The sequence below is a fragment of the Paenibacillus sp. genome (assembly GCF_035645195.1).
Taxonomy (GTDB): Bacteria; Bacillota; Bacilli; order Paenibacillales; family YIM-B00363; genus Paenibacillus_AE.
In genome coordinates, this window is the sequence record NZ_DASQNA010000017.1 from 112,656 (window position 1) to 129,002 (window position 16,347).

At 61.8% G+C, this 16,347-nt stretch carries 20 protein-coding genes; 11 read left to right on the forward strand and 9 right to left on the reverse strand.

Features of this window, described 5'->3' with window-relative positions:
• The first annotated feature begins 119 nt into the window (after positions 1–119).
• Complete coding sequence (locus tag VE009_RS08890; RefSeq protein WP_325007035.1) at positions 120–308, forward strand: hypothetical protein; 189 nt, start codon at positions 120–122, stop codon at positions 306–308.
• A gap of 71 nt (positions 309–379) precedes the next feature.
• Here the strand turns inward: VE009_RS08890 and VE009_RS08895 are convergent, their stop codons facing one another.
• The 3 genes from VE009_RS08895 to VE009_RS08905 form a co-directional block, all read right to left on the reverse strand.
• Positions 380–1,339, reverse strand: a complete 960-nt coding sequence (locus VE009_RS08895) for a DMT family transporter (RefSeq protein ID WP_325007036.1) — start codon at positions 1,337–1,339, stop codon at positions 380–382.
• A gap of 396 nt (positions 1,340–1,735) precedes the next feature.
• Positions 1,736–2,161: a polymer-forming cytoskeletal protein gene (locus VE009_RS08900; RefSeq protein WP_325007037.1), complete on the reverse strand. Its 426-nt coding sequence runs from the start codon at positions 2,159–2,161 to the stop codon at positions 1,736–1,738.
• A 70-nt stretch (positions 2,162–2,231) separates the two neighbouring features.
• Positions 2,232–2,831, reverse strand: a complete 600-nt coding sequence (locus VE009_RS08905) for a thymidine kinase (protein ID WP_325007038.1) — start codon at positions 2,829–2,831, stop codon at positions 2,232–2,234.
• A 97-nt stretch (positions 2,832–2,928) separates the two neighbouring features.
• Between VE009_RS08905 and VE009_RS08910 the strand changes: the two genes are divergently transcribed.
• From VE009_RS08910 to VE009_RS08935, 6 genes are all read left to right on the forward strand, one after another.
• Positions 2,929–3,792 carry an AAC(3) family N-acetyltransferase gene (locus VE009_RS08910; RefSeq protein WP_325007039.1) on the forward strand — a complete coding sequence of 288 codons (864 nt, stop codon included), beginning with the start codon at positions 2,929–2,931 and terminating at the stop codon, positions 3,790–3,792.
• A 98-nt stretch (positions 3,793–3,890) separates the two neighbouring features.
• Positions 3,891–6,059 carry an Ig-like domain-containing protein gene (locus VE009_RS08915; protein ID WP_325007040.1) on the forward strand — a complete coding sequence of 723 codons (2,169 nt, stop codon included), beginning with the start codon at positions 3,891–3,893 and terminating at the stop codon, positions 6,057–6,059.
• Positions 6,060–6,235: 176 nt separating this feature from the next.
• Entirely contained in the window at positions 6,236–6,667 is a 432-nt protein-coding gene (locus VE009_RS08920) for an Rrf2 family transcriptional regulator (RefSeq protein ID WP_325007041.1), read from the forward strand.
• A gap of 116 nt (positions 6,668–6,783) precedes the next feature.
• Positions 6,784–7,134, forward strand: a complete 351-nt coding sequence (locus VE009_RS08925; protein WP_325007042.1) for an IDEAL domain-containing protein — start codon at positions 6,784–6,786, stop codon at positions 7,132–7,134.
• A gap of 52 nt (positions 7,135–7,186) precedes the next feature.
• Positions 7,187–7,507: a thioredoxin gene (trxA, locus tag VE009_RS08930; RefSeq protein ID WP_325007043.1), complete on the forward strand. Its 321-nt coding sequence runs from the start codon at positions 7,187–7,189 to the stop codon at positions 7,505–7,507.
• A gap of 311 nt (positions 7,508–7,818) precedes the next feature.
• Complete coding sequence (locus VE009_RS08935; RefSeq protein ID WP_325007044.1) at positions 7,819–9,219, forward strand: ATP-binding protein; 1,401 nt, start codon at positions 7,819–7,821, stop codon at positions 9,217–9,219.
• An 88-nt stretch (positions 9,220–9,307) separates the two neighbouring features.
• Here VE009_RS08935 and VE009_RS08940 read toward each other — a convergent pair whose 3' ends face one another.
• From VE009_RS08940 to VE009_RS08955, 4 genes are all read right to left on the reverse strand, one after another.
• Complete coding sequence (locus tag VE009_RS08940; protein ID WP_325007045.1) at positions 9,308–10,000, reverse strand: LrgB family protein; 693 nt, start codon at positions 9,998–10,000, stop codon at positions 9,308–9,310.
• A complete protein-coding gene (locus VE009_RS08945) occupies positions 9,997–10,335 on the reverse strand; it encodes a CidA/LrgA family protein (protein WP_325007046.1) in 339 nt (112 codons plus the stop codon). Before VE009_RS08945 ends, VE009_RS08940 begins: the two co-directional genes overlap by 4 nt.
• Before the next feature lie 55 nt (positions 10,336–10,390).
• Positions 10,391–11,263: a GNAT family N-acetyltransferase gene (locus VE009_RS08950; RefSeq protein WP_325007057.1), complete on the reverse strand. Its 873-nt coding sequence runs from the start codon at positions 11,261–11,263 to the stop codon at positions 10,391–10,393.
• Between the two features lie 156 nt (positions 11,264–11,419).
• On the reverse strand, positions 11,420–11,875 hold the full coding sequence (locus tag VE009_RS08955) for a MarR family transcriptional regulator (RefSeq protein WP_325007047.1): 456 nt from the start codon (positions 11,873–11,875) through the stop codon (positions 11,420–11,422).
• Positions 11,876–12,048: 173 nt separating this feature from the next.
• On the opposite strand from VE009_RS08955, the gene VE009_RS08960 reads away from it, so the two are divergent.
• The gene (locus VE009_RS08960) at positions 12,049–12,417 is read left to right on the forward strand and encodes a DNA/RNA helicase (RefSeq protein WP_325007048.1); all 369 of its coding nucleotides are present in this window, start codon (positions 12,049–12,051) and stop codon (positions 12,415–12,417) included.
• A gap of 67 nt (positions 12,418–12,484) precedes the next feature.
• Here the strand turns inward: VE009_RS08960 and VE009_RS08965 are convergent, their stop codons facing one another.
• Positions 12,485–13,396: an exopolyphosphatase gene (locus VE009_RS08965; RefSeq protein WP_325007049.1), complete on the reverse strand. Its 912-nt coding sequence runs from the start codon at positions 13,394–13,396 to the stop codon at positions 12,485–12,487.
• Positions 13,397–13,503: 107 nt separating this feature from the next.
• The gene (locus VE009_RS08970) at positions 13,504–14,799 is read right to left on the reverse strand and encodes an NAD(P)/FAD-dependent oxidoreductase (protein ID WP_325007050.1); all 1,296 of its coding nucleotides are present in this window, start codon (positions 14,797–14,799) and stop codon (positions 13,504–13,506) included.
• Positions 14,800–14,927: 128 nt separating this feature from the next.
• Here VE009_RS08970 and VE009_RS08975 point away from each other — a divergent pair, with 128 nt between their 5' ends.
• The 3 genes from VE009_RS08975 to VE009_RS08985 all read left to right on the forward strand — a co-directional run bounded on the left by VE009_RS08975 (position 14,928) and on the right by VE009_RS08985 (position 16,175).
• A complete protein-coding gene (locus tag VE009_RS08975) occupies positions 14,928–15,065 on the forward strand; it encodes a hypothetical protein (RefSeq protein WP_325007051.1) in 138 nt (45 codons plus the stop codon).
• Positions 15,066–15,082: 17 nt separating this feature from the next.
• The gene (locus VE009_RS08980) at positions 15,083–15,613 is read left to right on the forward strand and encodes a DUF3905 domain-containing protein (RefSeq protein ID WP_325007052.1); all 531 of its coding nucleotides are present in this window, start codon (positions 15,083–15,085) and stop codon (positions 15,611–15,613) included.
• A gap of 127 nt (positions 15,614–15,740) precedes the next feature.
• Complete coding sequence (locus VE009_RS08985; protein ID WP_325007053.1) at positions 15,741–16,175, forward strand: BrxA/BrxB family bacilliredoxin; 435 nt, start codon at positions 15,741–15,743, stop codon at positions 16,173–16,175.
• Positions 16,176–16,347: the final 172 nt, after the last annotated feature.

The following is a 16,347-nucleotide window of genomic DNA, read 5'->3' on the forward strand; positions in this document are numbered from 1 at the left end:
AATCGTGAAAAATAAATTAAGGGACATAATAATCTGAATATTGTATTATGGATATATAGATGCATTACTGCCTGACCTACCTCGAGCGACAAACTACTGTTACGGAGAGGAGCAAGCTTATGGCTGCAAAAGGAAGTAATGAAGTGAAGGACAGTGTGAGAGAACTGGTTCGGATCTATAGGCCTGCTAATCCGCGTAAGTTTGTGAAAGACTACGTCAAGAAATATCGGATCCCGGGCGGATACGAGGACGTCTTGACGCGACTCGTAGAAGTTGAAATGTCGAAGCTGGGAGGATCGGTTTCTTAAATATAGCTGTACGAAAGACCGCCGAACGCATGCGTTCGGCGGTCTTTCGCGTTCATGAAGCGTCGAATGGTTTACATCGATGGCCGGGCGGCGCCGGCGTCGAGTTCCCCTGCTGCGGGGGGCCGAGGCTCTCGCTCCGGCGAGCCGTGCCGGTCGCCGCTGTACCGGAGGAACAGCGCGACGCCGGCGATCAGCAGCGTGCCCGCGAACGCTTGGAGCGGCGTCAGCCGTTCGCCGAGCAGCGTCCAGGCGAGCAGGGAGGCGCCGACGGGCTCGCCGAGCACCGCCATCGAGACGGTCGTGGCGCCCGCGTACTTCAGCAGCCAGTTGAACAGCAGATGACCGAACACGGTCGGGACGGCCGCCATCAGCAGGAAGACGACCCAGTCCCACTCAGCGTAACCGAAGAACGCGTAGCCGGCGGCTCCGTTGTAGGCCGCGAACGACAGCGCCGCGGCGAGGAACACCGTGTAGCTGTATAGGAAGGACGAAATGCGGCTGCGCAGCGCTTGGCCGAGCAGCATATGGACGACGACGGCGAGTGTGCCGAGAATCGACAGCAGGTCGCCGTACAGCGCCGTGCCGGACAAACGAAAATCGCCCCAGCCGATCAAGACGGCGCCGAGCAGCGCGACGCTCATGGCGATGACGGCGGAGCGGCGAATGCGCTCGTGGAAAAACACGAGCGCGCCGATCATGACGAGCACGGGCTCGAGCGTCATCAGCACGGTGGAGCTGGCGACGGTCGTGTACCGCAGCGAGCCCATCCAGAGCAGAAAATGCAGCGCGAGCATGAAGCCCGACAGCGCGAGCAGCGCCCAATCGCGTCCGGACACGCCGCGAAGCTCCTCGCGGTACCGGATCAGGAACGGCGTCATGCCGAGCAGCGTGAAGAACAGCCGGTACATGCCGATGACGGAGACGGGGGCGTCGGTCCATTTGACGAAAATCGCCGAGAACGAAATCGCGACGATGCCGACGAACAGCAGGCCCCATTGGAAGGCGCGGCTGCGAGATAAAGTCGATTCCAAAGCGGGCAATCCTTTCTGACCAAAGTTCAATTGTAAAAGCGACGTCCCCTAGTATAGCAGGAAGCTGACAGCCTGACTATCGGCATCGAACCTTCGCCGGTGACAAGTGGATGCGTCGGGGTAACGTGATCAAGTTCGCGAATATCGGCGAAGAGGGCGGGGCCCAAGCGCAAGGCAAGGCGGCAAGCTTGACCGGGCAGCGCAAACGTCGGAAGCGGAGCGGCGGCCGGGGCGAAAGGGGCGGGGAGCGGGAGCGTAAGCCGGATTGCGCAGCGCGGAACCGCGGCGCGAAGGCGAGGCGCCGCGCCGTCGCGTACCGGAAGCGCGCGCAGAAAAAACCGACCGGCATGGCCGGTCGGCCGAGGGAAGCTGCCGCCCGCTGGCAGCGCTGGCGGATTATGCGGACGCCTGTTTCGCGGCGTCCTTCTCCTTCTGCGGCTTCTCCTTCGCCGGGCGAAGCTCCCCGCCCCGCGGCTGCTCCATGGCGCATTGCCCGCGGAGCACGCCGCCTTCGGACACGTGCAGCGACCCGACGACGATATCGCCGTCGACGCGCCCTTTGCTCGTGATGGTCAGCTTTCCTTTCGTTAGGACGCTGCCTTCGATTTTGCCTGCGGCGAATACGCTGCGGGCGGCGATGATCGAGCGCACTTGAGCCTTTTCCCCGATGAAGACGTCCCCTTGGCACTCGATATCGCCGACGACGGTGCCCTCGATCCTGAGGCTCGCCGACGTGACGATTTTGCCCTCCACGACCGTGCCTTCCCCGATGAACGTATCGGTGGCGCTCACGTTCTTGGAGGCTTTGCGCGCGCCGAACATTACGCGTCAACCCCTCTCGATCGGATGGTTAGGTTCGTCTTAGAGACAAGATATGACGCGATCGGCGCGTTTAGACTTCTGGTGCGTTTTCCGCCTCGGGGGCGAATCGCGCTTTCGCTTCTTTGTAGCAGCGGCGGCATACCGGCAGGTAGCTTTCGTTGCCGCCGATTTGAATTTGTTCGCCGTGGAAAATCGGGGTACCGTCCTTATACCGCATGTTCATCAGCGCTTTGCGGTTGCAGTACCAGCAGATTGTCTTGATCTCCTCGATTTTGTCCGCCCAAGAAAACAGCGCGGTGCTGCCCGGGAACAGCCGGCCCAGGAAATCGGCGCGGAGGCCGTAGCACAGCACCGGAATTTTGAGCTTGTCCACGATTTCGGTCAGCTGTATCACCTGCGGCTCGGACAAAAACTGCGCTTCGTCCACGATGACGCAATCCGGCAACGCTTCGCGCGTCATGCCGATCATATCCGTTCGCTCGTCGACGACGATCGCTTCCTTGTGGAGCCCGATGCGGGACGTGACGACGCCCGTGCCGTAGCGCGAATCGATCGCGGGGGTGAACAGCAGCACCGTTTTCCCCTGCTCCTCGTAGTTATGGGCCACGCGCAGCACTTCGATCGACTTGCCGCTGTTCATCGTTCCGTATCGGTAATACAATTGAGCCATGGTTAACTTCCTTTCGTCGCATTCACAATTCTTCATATTATAGCAAAGGTCAACGACGGTTGTCCCTAACAAATCTAGAAACGAGGTCTTGTCGAATATGTCCAGCGAACATCGTTTGATCGAAACCACCGAGGCCGCAATCGGCCGGCCGGTCACCGTCTCCAGCCTCGCCGCGGACCTGCGGGCGCTCGGAGTCGAGGAAGGCATGACGCTCATCGTCCATTCCGCCATGTCGTCGCTCGGCTGGGTGGCCGGCGGCGCGCAGGCGGTCATCGAAGCGTTGCAGCGCGCGGTCGGGCCGGCGGGCACGCTCGTCATGCCGACGCATACGGCCCATCTGTCCGAACCGTCCTGCTGGCGCAATCCGCCCGCGCCGGAGTCGTGGTGGGACGCCATACGCGCGGAGATGCCCGCCTTCGACCCGGACGCCACGCCCGTCTACGGCATGGGCGCCGTGCCCGAGACGTTCCGGCGCATGGCCGGCGTGCGGCGCAGCCTGCACCCGCATGCGTCGTTCGCGGCTTGGGGAGCGCACGCGGAGCGGGTGCTCGCGGGCCATGGCGAACGGCCCGAGGCGCTCGGCGAGCCGCTTGGCGACGCATCGCCGATCGGCCGCGTCTACGAGCTTGGCGGCTATGTGCTGCTGCTCGGCGTCACCCACGAGAACAACACGTCGCTGCATCTCGCCGAATATCGGGCGAACTACGGCCCGAAGCCCGTCGAGACGTGCTGGGCGCCGATCCGCGTCGACGGGGAGCGCCGGTGGGCGAGCTATGTCGACATCTCCTTCGATACGGACGATTTCGAGCGGATCGGCGAAGAGTTCGAGCGCGGCACGGGGCTCGCGCGCATCGGCCGGGCCGGTCTCGCGACGGCGCGGCTGCTGCCGCAGCGGCCGCTCGTCGACTTCGCGGTCCGGTGGATGGAGCAGCACCGAGGGGAGCGTACGCGCGACCTGTAACCTTTCGGCTATCCTTTGCGTCTAAAAAAACTGGAAAGGTTTACCGATAAAGAAGGTAAAGATTCGCAAGGGAAAGCTTGAGAGGAGATTTGCAAGAGATGGGTTTCGCATTCGTTCGACGCAAGACATGGGTCGCGCTGGCGCTGGTCATGGCGCTGGCCGCATCCGCCATCGCGCCGGCCTCCGCCGCCGAGGAAGCCGCCGCGCAGCAGGTCGTTACGGCGCTGGAGCTGGAGAACGATTCGGACGTGCATTTGTACGTCGACCATGACACGTACCAATTGAAGGCGCTGGCGACGGTGCAGGGCGCTTCGGCGAAGAAGGACGTGACCGCATCGGCGGTATGGGCGTCCACCAGCTCGTCGATCGTGAAGGTGGACAAAGGGAAGCTGACGCCGGTCGGCGCAGGCACGGCGAAGGTGAGCGCGAAATACGAAGGCAAGACGGTGTACGCGAGCGTAACGGTAGAATATATGTACGACGCCGTCCGTCTCAGCGAGGACGGTCCGGCGACCGTCGAGCTGCGGGACGAGCCGATCCGATTGACCGCGCAAGCGGTAGAGTCGAACGGCACGGCGTTCGACGTGACGACGGCGGCGGTCTGGTCGTCGAGCGACGCGTCGGTCGCGACGGTGGACGGCGGCAAGGTGAAGCTGTTGAAGAAAGGGACGGCGACGATCACGGCGAAATACAAAGGCCGAAGCGATTCGATCGTGTACAACGTCACGTCCCCTTACAAATCGCTGGCCCTCGAGTACGACGGCGGCTCCGAGTTCGAGTTCGTCGTCGATCAAGCCGGCGTCGAATTCGAAGCGATCGCCGCGCTGATCGGCGGCAGCTTCGAAGACGTGACCGAGGAAGCCAAGTGGACGAGCTCGAACGGCGCGGTCGCGGCGGTGGAGGGCGGCAAGCTGACGTTCAAGAGCGCCGGCGTCGCGGAAATCGCGGCGTCGCGTTTCGGACACGAGGCGAAAGCGACGGTCGTCGTGCGGCTGCCGTATCAGGCGCTTCTGCTATCGCCGTCGAAGCCGCAGTACTTGTTCGTCTCCGATGCGCCGGTGCAGGCGAAAGCGGAAGTCGCCAACGACTTCTCGTCGCGCATCGACGTTACGTCGGCGGCCGCGTGGACGACGTCCGATCCGCTCGTCGTCACGGCGCAGGGCGGATTGATTCGCCCGCGGGGCGTCGGGGAAGCCGAGGTGACGGTAACGTATAAGGGGCTGTCCAAGAAAATGAAGGTCGTCGTCATGCCGGTCGTGAACGGCCTTGCGCTCGACGAAACCGAAGTCACGCTGTACAAAGGCGAAGTAACCGCGTTGCCGGACGTGTACGGAGAAGATTTGAACGGCACGGAGGTGTCGTTCGCCGACATCGCCGAATGGTCTTCCGCCGACGAAACCGTCGCAACGATCGAGAACGGCAAGCTGAAAGCGAAGAAGCCGGGCGAAACGACCGTGACGATGACGATTCGGGGCGAAACGGATACGCTTAAAGTCAAAGTGCTGGAGAAAGCGCTCGCGCTGCTGCCTTCCGCGGCGGCGATGTCGCTGGTGAAGGGCGAAACGGCGCCGAAGCCGACGGTCAAAGCGGTGCTTGAGAACGGCGTCGAGATCGACGTGTCGAACGATATCGAGTGGGAGACGTCGTCGCCGAATTTGCTCCTCGCGGACTCGACGGTGAAAGGGCTGCTGCCTGCCAAAGTGACGCTGACGGGAACGTATCTCAACAAAAAGGTATCGATCCCGGTGACGATCGAGGACCGAATGACGAACGTGACGGTCGACCCGGCGGAAATCGAATTGAATCCCGGCCGCAGCAAGACGATCAAGGTAACGGGCAAAGACTCGACCGGCAAGTCGGTAACCTTGACGAACAGCGTCCAATGGACGTCGTCCGCGCCGTCCGTCGCCGCCGCGAGCGGCTCCAGCGTCAAAGCGGTCTCCGCGGGGAGCGCGACGCTGAGCGCGACGTACCAAGGGCAGACGCTGAACGTGAAGGTGGCGGTCGTACCGAAGCTGCAGAAGGTCGAGTTGTCGGAAAAATCGCTGAAGCTGACGTCCGGGGGAGCCCAACGTCTGCAGCTCATCGCCTATTACGATGACGGAACGACGAAGGATGTGACGGCGCAGGCGGTATGGTCGTCGTCGAACGTTAGCGTCGCGACCGTCTCGGCAGGCCGGGTAACCGGGCTCAAGAAAGGCAGCGCAGCGATTAAGGCGAAATTCGGCTCCAAAACGGCCAGCGCGAAAGCGACAGTGTCGCCTTAACCGGAACCGGCTGCAGCCGTTAGAAATGAAGACCGAAGCCCCGGGCTCTCTCAGAGACGCTCGGGGCTTTCGTCGGAATTGGCGGTCTAAGGCAGCGCCCATTGACACATCCAACTGTAATAAATATAATAACAGTAAGCTATTCGTTGGCGAACAACGCGAGGGAGACGTGGAATATGAACAGCGAATTTACGATCGCGGTGCACAGCCTCGTTCTTCTGGCTTACACGCCGGACCATATGGCGACCAGCGAGAAAATCGCCTGCAACGTGGCGACGCACCCCGCGCGGGTTCGCAAAGTGATGGGTTGCCTCCGTAACCGGGGATACGTCTCTACGAAGGAAGGATTGGGCGGCGGATATTTGCTCAATTGCGATCCGGATCAAGTGACGCTCGCGGAAATTTACCGCGTCATGTGCCCGGGTTCGATCAAGCCGACCTGGCAGTCCGGCAATCCGGAGGAAGCTTGCATGGTCGCCGGCAATATACAGTGCGTCATGGATCACATTTTTTCCGATGCGGAGCGGCACTTGGAAGCGTATTTCGAAGGGCTGACGATCGGAGACGTACTCCGGTCAATTCGCGATAAACAATTGGCCAAAGGGTAAACTCGAACGGAACGACGGCAGCGGGCAGCGGCCGAGCGTTTCCGCGGCGCAACTGTCACCGATATTGTTACAATATATATATATCTTCGCTTATAGGCGAAAGGGGGATGCAGGTCATGATGGAAGCAAGCAATAAAACGGGCGCTCCGAACACGGGGGATTGGGTTAGCGGGAAATCGCTGAACGACGAACGGTTCCGGGGGTTTGTACGGTTGTACGACCCGCTCGCAGGCATGTACGCGGTTACGGTCGTCGAATCCGATCATGCCGAAGCGGTCGGCCGCACCGTGTTCGCGAGAGAATCGCAGGTGAAGCCGCTGCCCGAGGAGCCGATGTCTCACCCCGAGGCGCTGCGCTCGTTGATCGACGTGGCGCTTGCGATTCGCGACGAATCGTGGTTTTACGAGCTGACGGCCGAGCTGCTGACGCTGGAAGCGCGGCGGGGCGCCGTGGCGGCTTCCGCGTAGCTGCGGAGTCGCCGCTCTTTATATACTAATTTATAGATTAGGTGGGATACCCATGGCTATCGTCAAAGTGAGCGATGCGGCGCTGCAAGAAACCGTAGCGAAGGAAGAGTTGGTGTTGGTCGATTTTTGGGCGGCGTGGTGCGGACCTTGCCGGTTGATCGGGCCGGTGCTCGACGAGGTGTCGGAAGAAGCGGGCGAGAAGCTGACGATCGCGAAGCTCAACGTCGACGATTATCCGCAAGCGGCCGCGGCGCACGGCGTCATGAGCATTCCGACGCTGAAGCTGTTCAAGAACGGCGAAGAGGTCGACACGGTCGTCGGCTTCCAAGGGAAGCGGGAATTGATGGAGTGGATCGGGCAGTATATGAACTAAAAAACGTCAGGGACGGGTCGAACCGTCCCTGATTTTTTTTGCGTCTTTGACGCGAAACGGGGAAGATTGACGAGTTTTTGCGAACGCTACATTACAATTTCGTTACAGCCGACAGTGTTCGACAAAAGCACTCATGACCCGACGCCGTTCTTCGTTTACAGGGCCAACGGTACAATCTATACTTTGAAAGGGGGCTGAGGACCGCCCTCTTAACCTTATCGAACAGCGGTGAAGAATCTATGGAAACGCCAGACGACCATAATGAAAGCCGGCCCTTCCCCTTCGATACGATTCGAGAATGGGTCCCGGATATGAGCATCGTCGAAGACGGGCGCTTTCTCGTCGTCTCGCGGGATATGTTGCAATTGCTCGGCTATGGGGAAGACGATTTGACCGGGGAGCGGTTCGATCGCGTGTTCCGCATGAACGCGGCGGATCGGATCGACGAATCGCGTCCGTTTCGCGCGCGCGCGAAAGCCGCCTGCGCGAACGGAGCCGGCCTGCCGGTCACGATGCATATAACGGCCACAACGTCCGGAGCGAAGCGCTATTGGCTCATTCGCTCGATCGAGCGCGCGGAGCCGGAGGCGCGGTCGGACGTTGCCGAGCGGTACCGCGCCGCCTTCGAGCAGTCGGGCATCGCCGCGGCGCTCCTCGGACCGGACGGGGCGGTGCGCGAGAGCAATCAGGCGTTCCGATGCCTGCTCGGCCTTCGCGACCAGGAGGAGCCGCAGACGAACTTGGCGGCGATGCTCCCGATCGAAGACGCCTATACGTTTCGCCAAGGCTGCGCCCGGCTCGCCGCCGGCAGGACCGGCGCCTTCGAGATGGAGGGGCGGCTCTCGCACGCCTCCGGCCGCTCGCTGCGTCTGCAGCTTCGCGTCGCCGCCGTGTCGGACCGCGCGGGGCGTCCGGACCGGTTCATCGTCCAGCTGCAGGACGTCGCTTCGCGGAGGGAGGCGGAGGAGCGGCTGCGCCGCGCGGAGCAGCGGAAGATGGCCGCCCGATTGGCGGCCGGCGTAGCGCACGAAATCCGCAACCCGCTTACCGTGGTCAAAGGCGCCGCCCAAATGATGCGCGAAACGGACAAAGACAATTTCATGCTCGGCCTGCTTCTGTCCGAAGTGGAGCGGATCGAAACGGTCGTCGACGACTTTTTGCGCATCGGGGAAGACGAGCCGCTTCGCCTGTTGAAGGCGGATTTGAACGCGCTGGCGGCGGACGCCGCCAAAGGGCTGGAGTCGTTCGCGCGCCATAGCGGGGTCCGCATCGAAACCCGGTTCCCGTCGGAGCGGTGCATGATTTGGTGCGACGCCGTCATGCTGAAGCAGGCGCTCGGCAATTTGATCCAGAACGCGATCGAAGCGATGGAGGGCGGGGGTCGGCTGCAGCTCGCCTTGGAGCGAAATCCGGATAGAACCGTGTCGCTGATCGTTCGGGACGAAGGCTGCGGCATGAGCCCGGAACGGCTCGCGCGGCTCGGGGAGCCGTACTTCTCCAGCAAGGAGAAGGGCGCCGGATTCGGCCTCATGTTCAGTTATCGCATTATCGAAAGACACGGCGGCAGCGTGCAGGTGACGAGCCGGATCCATGCGGGCACGACGTTCGTCGTTTCGCTGCCGCTGTCCGTCCTGCCCGCGAGCGCGAGCGCGCACGCAGCGCCGGCCCCGGCCTCGAGCCCGGCGCTGGCGGGCGCCGCGGCATATTCCTAATTAACGAAACCGCCCGTTCGACAATCCGTCGGACGGGCGGTTCGCGTTTGTTTTGCGGAAATTAGAGTTCGCTGAGAATATCATTACCTTACAATAGCCAAACGAACGGGATGGTCAGCAGCGAAATAACGATGCCCGCGACGCCCATCGCGAGACCGGCGTAGCTGCCGGCTTCTTCCGCGTCGCGAAGCAGCTGCGAGGCGCCGATGCCGTGGGCGGCAGTGCCGATCGCAAGACCGAGCGGCACGTTGCCGTCGAGTCGCAGCAGGCGCAGCAGCGACGGCCCGAACATGCTGCCGGCGAGTCCGGTCAGCACGGTCAGCACGGCGGCGAGCTCCCCGGGGCCGCCCAGCATGCGGGCGAGCTCGATGGAGATCGCCGAGGTGGCCGATTTCGGCAGCGACGCGATTAGCGCTTCGCGGCTCCCTTGGAACAGCGACATAAGCAGCCAAGCGCTGCCGATGCCGACGGCGCTGCCGACGGTCACGGAGCCGAGAATGAGGCCGATGCGCCGCCGAATGTCGTGCCGCCGCTTATACAACGGTACGGCGAGCGCCACGGTGGCGGGTCCCAGGAAGAAGGAGACGAGGTCGCCGCCCTTCGCATATGTTTCGTACGGCACATCCAGCAGGAGCAGCAGCGCGATCAAGCCGCCGGCCGTCAGGAGAAGAGGATGCAGCCGAGGCCGTGCGGCGGCGATGCGCAGCGACAGCGCGTACAAGCCGATCGTGGCGGCGACGGCGAACGCCGGGGATTCCGCCCATTCCCGGAACGCGCTCATTTCGCGCCTCCCGGCCACAGCTTCGCCGTCAAGGCGGTCGAGACGACGACCGCGGCCGGCCCGAGCAGGAGCGAGGCGGCGATCGGCAGCCACTCGTCCCGCAGCAGCGGCCAAAGCTGAATCGTACCGACGACGATCGGCGCGAACAGCAGCAGCATATGCTTCATCAGAAAATTCGCGGATTCCTCGATCCACTCCAGCTTGACCCATCCAAGCAGCAATGCCGTCAATAATAAAACGAGGCCGATGACGTTGCCGGGCAAAGGCGCGCCGGCGATCCTCTCAACCGCCGATCCGGCCAAATGAAACAGGAACAAAATTGCGAGTCCGCGCATAGATGCCACCTCGATTTTCGAACGAACGGCGAATATCCATTCATTGTATCAAGGATCATTCGAGGCGTAAACGCATGTGCGTCAGGCGGTATGACTCCTTGAAGCCGGCGGCGGCGAGAACGTCATGAACGAACGGCTGCGAGGCGGGCGCCGCGAAGACGCGGCGGCGCGACTCCGGATCCGCGCCGGCGAATACGCCGCGCAGCAGCTCTCGAGCGACAGAGCGCGCCGTCTCCTCCGGCAATCGGGGATCGACGGCGTATTGAAGCAGCGTCGTCGCCGACGCGGCGCGGCGGAACAGCGCGTACCCGGCCGATACGCCGCTTAAGGACGCGACGAGCGCCTCCCCCGATTTGGCGGACTGCCAGCGCGTCTGCCACGCCGGCGGCTCGGCGGCGAAGCGGAGCTCCTCCAAGACGGACGGCGGGCGAAGGGAAAGGCGCAGCGCCGGGTCGTCCGCCGGCGGGCCGAAGTCGAGGCCGTCCGCCGCCTCCAAGCCGTGGAGCGTGTCGAACGGCTCGTAGCCGAACCCGCGGTACAGCCGAATCGCGCGCTCGTTCTGCTCGAACGCCTCCAGATACGCCGTACGCACGCCCGCTTCGCGGTATGTCTCTATCGCTTTGCGAAGCAGGGCGGGGCCGACGCCGGTTCCCCGTTCGTCCGGATGCACGGCGGTGCCGGCATTCCACGCGATCGTCCCGTCGCCGTCCGACCGAATCGCGTTCAGCAGCAGGCCGATCGGCTCCTCGCGATCCGCCGCGAACGCGACGAACGAGCGGTCCGGGTGCACGTCCTCGCTCCCGAACTTCACGGAAGCGAAGGCGCGCGGACTCATCGGAATCGATACGTAATAATCCGAAAAGCCTTCGTTCCAAGCATTCGTCGCGACGGACAAAGGCACATCCGATAAGGGAACCAAGCGCAGCATTCGCTCCACTACGACAGACCTCCAATAAAAGTTCTATGAATATCGAACAATATCTTTTGCTGGGAGAATACACCAACACCCGCAAAGTTGTCAATGGGCTATCGGCGCGAACGCAAATACCCCCTTCCGTAGCCGGAAGGGGGCGGACGCAGGGCGTCAGCGGGACAGCAAACGATCCGCCTCGATGCCCAGCTTTTTGAGCAATTCGATCGCTTGGTCTTTCTCGTCGTCGGTAAGGCCCGACATCGCCTCGTGCAGCGCTAAGGCGTGCTTCGGGAAAATCGTCTCCATCATCCGCTTGCCTTCTTCCGTGACGCCGGCGTACGTGACGCGCCGGTCCTCGGAGCAGTTGCGGCGGCTGACGTAGCCGGCGTTCTCCAATTTATCGATCGTATACGTAACTCCGCCGCTCAAAATCAACAGCCGGGAGCCGATTTGCTGAAGCGGGATCGGACCTTTATGATACAACAATTCCAAAACGGCGAACTCGGTCGGATTCAACCCGTAGCTTTTGATATCTCGGGTGGAATGCTCGCTTACGCTTCGGAAGGCGCGATATAAAATTCGAAACAATCGGAGCGACCGTTCGATCGCCATATCCTTTTCGTTCAAGCGGAAGTCCCCTTTAAGAACTATTTACATACCACTATAGGTAACGTTGGGCGCGGCGTCAACGCCTGGGGGAGCCCCCCCCCCCGGCGAATCCGCTTCCCGCGTGAAACGGCGCGGCCCGGGATATACTGACGATACGCCCATTTTGCGAATAGAAAGGAAGAAGGAAAGATATGTCTCACGATGCGATTCGTTTGCAATTTCCGGATATGCGCGCGGCCTCCGAGGCGTTCGAGCTGCTGCAGGAGCTGGACTATCGACCGGAGATCGTGTGCGAGGGCGAGCGCCCGGAGCTGGACGTACATATCGTGCGGAGCGACGTGCAGTCCGCGCTCGAAATCGCCCACGCGTACGGCGGGCATCTGCTGGAAGCGGGCGCCTCCCATCCGGCGCCGTTCCGGCTCGATTTGGGAGAGCTCGACATTCCGGCGCATACGGTGACGGAAGATTTCTCCGAGGATTACGCGGAAGGCATGACGAACGCGTATCTCGGGGACGACTTCGACGCGGCGAACGGCGGTTACGACAGCGGCTTGCGGTGAAAGGCGCAATACAGAAAGGCAGCTCCGCGAACGCCGGGGCTGCCTTTCTTCATTTGAGGCCGGGAGTTCAGGCGTTCATCGCGGCGATCAAATCGCGCAGCACCGCTGCCGCTTGGTCGTACTCGATCTGGCAAGTGCCCGCCGCCTTATGGCCGCCGCCGCCGTGCTTGAGCATGAGGGCGCCGATATCGACCGTCGCGGTACGGTTAATGATGCTGTGCCCGCAGGCGAAGACGCAGTTTTGCTTGTTGCGGCCGTCGACGATCCAGATGGACGCGTTCTGCTCGGGGTAAAGGGCATACACCATGAAGCGGTTGCCCGGGTAAATCGTGTCGACGTCGCGAAGGTCGGTAATAATGACGCTGCCTTCCGTACGCGTATGTTTCGCGATCATCTCGCGGAATTGGGCGTCGAGCTCGAAGTAGCGGTCGACGCGTTCCTTGACGTCCGGCAGCTCGAGGATGTCCTCGATCGGCATCGTCGCGCAATGTTCGACGAGATCCTCCATCAGCTGATAGTTGCTGATGCGGTAATCGCGGAAGCGGCCGAGGCCGGTGCGGGCGTCCATGATGAACGAGAGCAAGTCCCATCCTTTCGGGTTCAGGATGTCGTCAGCGGAGAACTGGGCCGCATCCGCCTTGTCGACGCCGGCCATAATGTCGTCCAGCTCGGGACCGAATCGATCGCGGCCGCCGTAATAATCGTATACGACGCGAGCGGCGCTCGGCGCCACGCGGGATTCGCCCTTGTACTGCGCGTCGGGCTGAATGCGCGCCTGCTCGCTGGAGTGGTGGTCGAACCAAAGACCTACGCCCGGGACGAACGGCAAGTTCGCCAAAATATCGTTCTCGCTGACCTCGATGAGACCGTCCTGCACGTCCTTCGGATGTACGAATTTCATTTCGTCGACCATGCCGAGCTTCTTGAACAGCATGGCGCACACGAGCCCGTCGAAATCGGAGCGCGTAATCAACCGCATCGCCTGAACACCTTCCAATATTTTATAGTCCGAATGGACTAGTATATTCGATGTATCGGCGCGGTTTCCTGCTTGCGCAAATAGTCGTAAGTAAAATTTGTTAAATATTATTTATGCGGCAATCCTGCGTTTTCCGCTGCGTACGCCGCGGCGCTTTTGCCCGCCGTGTAACCCGTCGCGAACGCCGCCGTAATGTTGTAACCTCCGGTGTAGCCGTGGATGTCCAGCACCTCGCCGCAAAAAAACAGCCCTTCTGTCAGCTTCGAGCCCATCGTTCTCGGATCGATCTCCTTCAAGTTGACGCCGCCGCCGGTGACGAACGCTTCCTCGATCGACAGCGTGCCGGACGCCCACAGCTCGAACCGCTTGCAGCGGTCGGCGAGCGTCCCGAGCGCCGCCTTCGGAATTTGGTCTGCCTGCTGATCCTCGGGAATGCCGGCGCGCTGCAGCATGAACAGAAGCATACGCTCCTGCAGGAGGGAGCGCAGCGCGTTTTTCGCGGTTTTTTTCGGCTCGGCTTGGATCAGCTCCGCGATGCGCTCTTTCGTTTGTTCCGCGTTCAGCGAAGGGAATAGATCGATCGTCAGCAAAATGTGCTTCGTCTCGAACTTTTTCCGCGCTTTGACGACGAATTGGCTGCAGCGGAGCGCGGCCGGGCCGGAAATGCCGAAATGGGTGAAAATCATGTCGCCGTCGTGCGTCACGATCCGTTTCCCCTTCGGGTCCCACACCGTCAGCTCGATATCGCGCAGCGAGATGCCCTGCAGCGTCTTCTCGCGGATGAACGGCTCGGCGGACGTGATCGGCACCTCCGTCGGATACAGCTCCGTGATCGTATGGCCCGCGGCTTCCGCCCACGCGTAACCGTCCCCGGTCGAGCCGGTGTGGGGGACGCTTTTGCCGCCGGTGGCGATGATGACGGTTTTGGCGCGGAACGTTTCGCCGGATTTCAGCAGCACGCCCTCGGCTCGGCCTTTCTCGTACAGGACGCGGTCGACCGGAGCGTTGACGCGGATGTCGACGCCGAGCGCGCGCACTTTGCCGACGAGCGCGTCGACGACGGTCTTCGCCTTGTCGGTGACCGGGAACATCCGGCCTCGGTCCTCCTCTTTCAGCCGGATGCCGAGCTCCTCGAAGAACGCGATAATGTCGCGGTTGCTGAAATGGCTGAAGGCGCTGTATAGAAAACGCCCGTTGCCGGGGATATGCTTCACGATCGTGTCGAGATCGCCGGCGTTCGTCACGTTGCACCGCCCGCCCCCGGAAATGCCGAGCTTGCGCCCGAGCTTGTCCCCTTTGTCGATCAGCAGGGTCGTCGCGCCGTGCGATGCCGCCGATACCGCCGCCATAAGGCCGGACGGTCCGCCTCCGATCACGATGCAGTCGTACGCGTTGCCGTTCATGCGCCTGTTCTCTCCTTGACTCGTTCGTAGTCGCTATCGTTACCGAATAGTATACCATGTTTGGCATGTTCGGCCGAAAGTCGGCGAATACTACATCGAGAACACCGACGGAAGGAGTGAGCGGGAAGATGGCGAACGGCAACAACAACAACGATTCGATGGCGCAGCGGCGTCACGAGCGGGAAAACGACGCGCGCCGGGGCAACGAGGACAAGGTGCCCGGCATCGACAAGAAGCTGAACGGACCGAACCGCCCGGCGGAATAAGGGAGGGGGACGGCTTGATGAGGAAGGACTCTACGACGAAAAAGGACGAGGTAACGAAGGTCGTCGTCGGCGGTCAGGAAACCGACGACATGGGCGCGAGCGTCACCGCCGATCGGGCAGGCCGCCCGGACGCCGCCGCGGACGCCGACGCCCCGGAAGAGGTCATCGCTTCGCTCGGCGACCCGGCGCTCGATCCGTTCGAGATCGAGTTCGCGCCGGAGCACCGGGAAGGGCGCGGACCGCGCGGCGCGTTCGTGAACGAGCACGGCGTCGTCATCGGCGACCACGATTACGAATCGCCCCAATCCCCGTTGGAGAATTGGTCGAAGGATACCGATCCGACGGTCATGGCCGGGGACGAGTGGGTGCATCCGTATAAAGATATCGGGTTCCGAACCGAGGAAAACCGGGACTACTTCGAGAACAACGTTCCGCCGAAGGGCGGCATCTACATGCATCCGACGATCGACGCGGCGTATCCGTACAACGCAGAGGACGAAGTCGGCGAAGGCGAGAAGGCGGAGCGAGGCGGCGGCGCGTCCTCTTGAGGCCTGCGGGGGGCCGCGGACCTTGAAGGACCGCCAGTCCGACTAACGACAGGCGGGGCGGAACATGGTATAATAAACTTGGCAAACGCCAATGTTAACATATACCATGCCAGGGAGCGTGATATCCATGTCGATTACCTTCGAGATGTATATGAACGATTACATCCAACCGATGCGCGACGAGCTGACGCGGCTCGGCATTACGGAGCTCCGCACGCCGGAGGAAGTAGAGCAAGCGTTCGACAATATGAAAGGCACGGCGCTCGTCGTCGTCAACTCCGTTTGCGGCTGCGCCGCAGGCAACGCTCGCCCGGGCGTCGCCAAAGCGCTGCAAAGCGACGCGAAGCCGGATCATCTGTATACGGTTTTCGCCGGACAGGATAAGGAAGCTACCGCGAAAGCGCGCGAATACTTCGCGCCGTACCCGCCGTCGTCCCCGTCCATCGCGTTGATGAAGGACGGCGAGCTCGTGTTCTTCATCGAGCGCCATGAAATCGAGGATCGGAATGCGGAGCAAATCGCGGCGAAGCTCGCCGGCGCGTTCGAGCACTACTGCAAATAAATACGAAACCCCCCATCCGGTTCGCTGAAGCGCACCCCTTAGAATGGACATTGGAGAAAACCCCTGGTTTATCCGATGAATTCTAAGGGGTGTTTTTTATGGCGAAGAAAGGACAATCGTTCAAATCCTATTCACATGAGGTAAAGGTGGAGGCTATTCGATTGCATTTGGA